The following is a 3,910-nucleotide window of genomic DNA, read 5'->3' on the forward strand; positions in this document are numbered from 1 at the left end:
ATGGTTGAGGCCAACCTGCGTCTGGTTATTTCCATCGCTAAAAAATACACCAACCGTGGTCTGCAGTTCCTCGATCTGATTCAGGAAGGCAACATCGGTCTGATGAAAGCGGTAGATAAATTCGAATACCGTCGTGGTTATAAATTCTCCACCTACGCAACCTGGTGGATTCGTCAGGCGATTACCCGCTCTATCGCTGACCAGGCGCGCACCATCCGTATTCCGGTGCACATGATCGAAACCATCAACAAACTGAACCGCATCTCCCGTCAGATGCTGCAGGAGATGGGTCGTGAGCCAACGCCGGAAGAACTGGCTGAGCGCATGGAAATGCCGGAAGACAAAATCCGCAAAGTACTGAAGATCGCCAAAGAACCAATCTCCATGGAAACCCCGATCGGTGACGATGAAGATTCACATCTGGGCGACTTTATCGAAGATACTCACTCCGAGTCTCCTCTCGATGTTGCTACCTCTGACGGCCTGACCGAAGCCACCCGCTCTGTGCTGGCTGGCCTGACCGCAAGAGAAGCCAAAGTACTGCGTATGCGCTTCGGTATCGACATGAATACCGACCACACGCTGGAAGAAGTCGGCAAACAGTTCGACGTAACCCGTGAGCGTATCCGTCAGATCGAAGCCAAGGCTCTGCGCAAACTGCGTCACCCTTCACGCTCCGATCACCTGCGCAGCTTTATCGACGAGTAATCGTCCGCGCATAAAAAAACCCGCCACGTGCGGGTTTTTTTATGTTCTTTTATTGGCCAGGCGCACATCAAACAAAAGCCGAACATCAAACAACAACAGCTGCCGGCTTTGTTTTGCTTTGCCAGCGTCCCCACGCCTTATCAAAAACCCAGTTATAGAGCACGGTGTAAGGCAGAATAAAGACGAAGAATGCCAGCTCCACAAAAAATGCCTGCCACAGCGTCAGATCCAGCATCCAGGCCGCCAGTGGCAGACACAGCACCACCAGTCCGGCTTCAAACGCAAAGCCGTGCAGCAAACGCACGCGGAAACGCCACTGTTGCCGGTCGGTTGGCCAGTAACGGTCAATCAGGCCGTTGTAAACCATGTTCCACAGCATCGCCAGCAACGACATCATTACCGTCAGAGCACCGGTCGTGGCGACCTCAGCATTCAGTGCCCAGGCCATTAACGGAGTAAACAGCAGAATGGCAATCAGCTCGAAACCGGTGGCGTGAATAATTCGTTCTTTGTTCAGGATGGTCTTCATGATCTGTCGTCTGGCAAATAAAGCGGATTGCTATGATCTTTCATAAAACAGATACTTAAAACATAGCTTCCATCGGTTTTATCAATACATGCGCTACTCTCCGGAATCTCTGAAAGCCTTTGTTGAAGCGGCCGCCAGCGGCTCCTTTTCCGCCGCCGCACGGCGTCTGGGCAAGAGCCAGTCGACCATCAGCATCGCCATTGCCAATCTGGAAACGGATATTGGCTGCCCACTGTTCGACCGCAGCGGCCGTCAGCCGCAACTGAACGAAGCCGGTCGCCAGGTACTGGTGCAGGTGGAAGCCATTCTCGCCGCCAGCGAACAACTCGATGCCCTGGCCCAGCGGCTGGCGGCCAATATTGAACCCTTGCTGTCACTGGTGATGACCGATATCTACAGCGTTGTCTTTCATGGCGAAGTGATGGCCAGCTTTGCCGAACGCTTTCCGCACACAGAGCTGCGCTGTGGCCCGGCGGAAGGCGCCGATGTCATCGATATGATTCAGAAGGGTCAGGTGCATATGGGCATCCTCGCCGCGCAAAGTCAGTACCCGGCCGACGTCGCCACCGCCCGCCTGCCGGATAACGCGCAGTTCAGCCTGTATGTGCACCGCGACCATCCACTGGCCAGACTGACCAGCCCGCGCCGGCAGGATCTGGAAAATGAACGTCAGCTGCTGATCCGTACCTATGCTCCTGGCAGCCAGCCAAGCCATGGGCAGGTCTGGTCGGCTCCCGATTATCTGACCTTAATGGAATTTGCCGAACGCGGTTTCGGTTGGGCAGAGTTGCCCAGAGCACTGGTACAGCGCTTTGGCAAACAGCTGCAGGAACTGTCTGTCAGCGGTTATCCGCGCGGCGTGGAAATCGATGTCGCCTGGTCACGCCGCACCGCACTTGGCCCTGCCGGGCAGTGGTTACTGGAACAACTGCAGGTTCGTCGCGCTCCACAGCCGAACCCTAAGCGGAAAACCTGAACCTCAACAAAGCACTCTCTACATAAGCCCTGCACATAAACCCAGCACAACAAGTCTGTGCAGCACGACTACGACTAAATCCAGATTGTGACGTCGCAACCACCCCACTATGCTGACAGCGTACTCAATGCCGTAGCACTAAAATGTCTTTTATTCTCAATACCCTGACGCCTATTTTTGGCCTGATCCTGCTCGGTTTTATTCTGCGCAAAACTCACCGTCTGGGCGAAAGTGCCGCTTCCGAACTGAACCGTCTGGTGGTCTGGCTGTGCCTGCCGGCGCTGCTGTTTAACCTCACCGCCAAAGCTCAGTTGGCCGATATCTGGCACAGCGGCTTTGTGCTCACCTTTACCCTCGCCACCCTCGCCACTTTTGTACTCACGCTGCTGTGGCGTTCCCGGCGAGGTGCGCCGCTGTCTGCCGCTAGTCTGGAGGCACTGGGCGCCTCCTATGCCAACACCGGTTACGTTGGTATTCCACTATGCCTGTTTGTGCTCGGCGACAACGGCCTGGCACCGGCCCTGATTGCCACTCTGGTGGTGGTCAGCCTGTTGTTTGCCATCGCCGTTATCTGTGTCGAAGTCAGCCTGCAGAAAGGCCGGGGAATCGGTCAGGCGATGCTCAAAGTAGGAATCGCCCTGCTGAAAAACCCGCTGGTGATTTCGCCACTGATTGGTATCGCCTGGAACCTGCTGAATCTGGATGTACCGGCGGTGGCCGGTGCTCTGCTGACCTTACTCGGCGACGCCACGGTGCCCTGTGCCTTAATTTCACTCGGTGCTTTTCTCGCCCATAAACAACCCGGCAATACCCGCTGCGCCGGCACACTGGTGGGCATTAAGCTTATTGCCCATCCGCTTTTTACCTGGCTGCTCGCCACCTACGTGTTTGCTCTGCCGCCGCTGTGGGCCAGTGCCGCAGTATTGCTCAGCGCCCTGCCGACGGGCACCGGCCCCTATATGCTGGCCGAGTTTTATCAGCAGGATGCCGCCGTAGTCTCGCGCACCATTCTGCTCAGCACCCTGGGGTCAGTGCTGACGTTATCCGCCCTGCTGATCTGGCTGTAAGCCAGACGGCTGCTACAGCAACTAACACAACCGCCGGCACAGCAATCGATACAACAATCAATACAACAGCCCGGCCAAAGCCGGCAAGCAGTGGCCTCACCCGACACTTTTCTTATGCAAATCAAAGAGGTGGCACTCACACTGAGAGCTGCTTATAATGCAGCCTCTTTTCAAAGCTGCAGGACTGCAGCCACTGCCGGATTTGCTGCAGACAAGCAGCGGATAGCGCACAAGGGCCTTTAGCTCAGTTGGTTAGAGCATGCGACTCATAATCGTACGGTCCCCGGTTCGAGTCCGGGAAGGCCCACCATTTTCCCCTTTAAAATCAACGACATAGGCGCCCAGATCCATTCTGGGTGCCTCATGTCAACAGCATGTCAAATACGTTTTTTTCGCGCAAAAATGTCAACTTTCATGTCAACTTTCCCCGACCTATCCGCTTTTACCCGCACACTTGTGCAATTCGCCAAACAGGCCGGAACCCCACGTATTCCCTGACGTTCTTCGCGTCCCCCTTATCCGGTATCCGCGCTGCTTTGCACTTTTCCGCACTTCGTGCAATTGATCATTCCCCCTATCAGCCCCAGTACTGGCGCGGCTTTTGTCTCATTTGCACACACAATAAAACCG

4 protein-coding genes and 1 tRNA gene are annotated in these 3,910 nt (G+C 55.4%); 4 read left to right on the forward strand and 1 reads right to left on the reverse strand.

Features of this window, described 5'->3' with window-relative positions:
* Positions 1 to 708, forward strand: a 708-nt coding sequence (rpoD, locus tag B3P58_RS20250) for an RNA polymerase sigma factor RpoD (protein WP_286720195.1), incomplete at its 5' end; no start/stop codon positions are given.
* An 85-nt stretch (positions 709 to 793) separates the two neighbouring features.
* On the opposite strand, the gene B3P58_RS20255 is transcribed toward rpoD, so the two are convergent.
* On the reverse strand, positions 794 to 1,237 hold the full coding sequence (locus B3P58_RS20255; protein ID WP_286720198.1) for a multidrug/biocide efflux PACE transporter: 444 nt from the start codon (positions 1,235 to 1,237) through the stop codon (positions 794 to 796).
* An 88-nt stretch (positions 1,238 to 1,325) separates the two neighbouring features.
* Here B3P58_RS20255 and B3P58_RS20260 point away from each other — a divergent pair, with 88 nt between their 5' ends.
* The 3 genes from B3P58_RS20260 to B3P58_RS20270 all read left to right on the forward strand — a co-directional run bounded on the left by B3P58_RS20260 (position 1,326) and on the right by B3P58_RS20270 (position 3,590).
* Positions 1,326 to 2,213, forward strand: coding sequence for a LysR family transcriptional regulator (locus B3P58_RS20260; RefSeq protein ID WP_286720200.1), 888 nt, complete (start codon positions 1,326 to 1,328; stop codon positions 2,211 to 2,213).
* Between the two features lie 143 nt (positions 2,214 to 2,356).
* The gene (locus B3P58_RS20265; protein WP_286720203.1) at positions 2,357 to 3,280 is read left to right on the forward strand and encodes an AEC family transporter; all 924 of its coding nucleotides are present in this window, start codon (positions 2,357 to 2,359) and stop codon (positions 3,278 to 3,280) included.
* 233 nt (positions 3,281 to 3,513) lie between these two features.
* A tRNA-Ile gene (locus tag B3P58_RS20270) sits at positions 3,514 to 3,590 on the forward strand.
* The last annotated feature ends 320 nt before the right edge of the window (positions 3,591 to 3,910 follow it).

The sequence above is a fragment of the Thalassolituus sp. UBA2009 genome, assembly GCF_002335285.1.
Classification (GTDB): domain Bacteria; phylum Pseudomonadota; class Gammaproteobacteria; order Pseudomonadales; family Oceanobacteraceae; genus Venatoribacter; species Venatoribacter alkanivorans.

What these genes read in the sequence shown, in the direction of transcription:
- B3P58_RS20255 (WP_286720198.1), bottom strand. Translation starts at nt 1,237, where the DNA reads ATGAAGACCATCCTGAACAAAGAACGAATTATTCACGCCACCGGTTTC.
- B3P58_RS20260 (WP_286720200.1), top strand. Translation starts at nt 1,326, where the DNA reads ATGCGCTACTCTCCGGAATCTCTGAAAGCCTTTGTTGAAGCGGCCGCC.
- B3P58_RS20265 (WP_286720203.1), top strand. Translation starts at nt 2,357, where the DNA reads ATGTCTTTTATTCTCAATACCCTGACGCCTATTTTTGGCCTGATCCTG.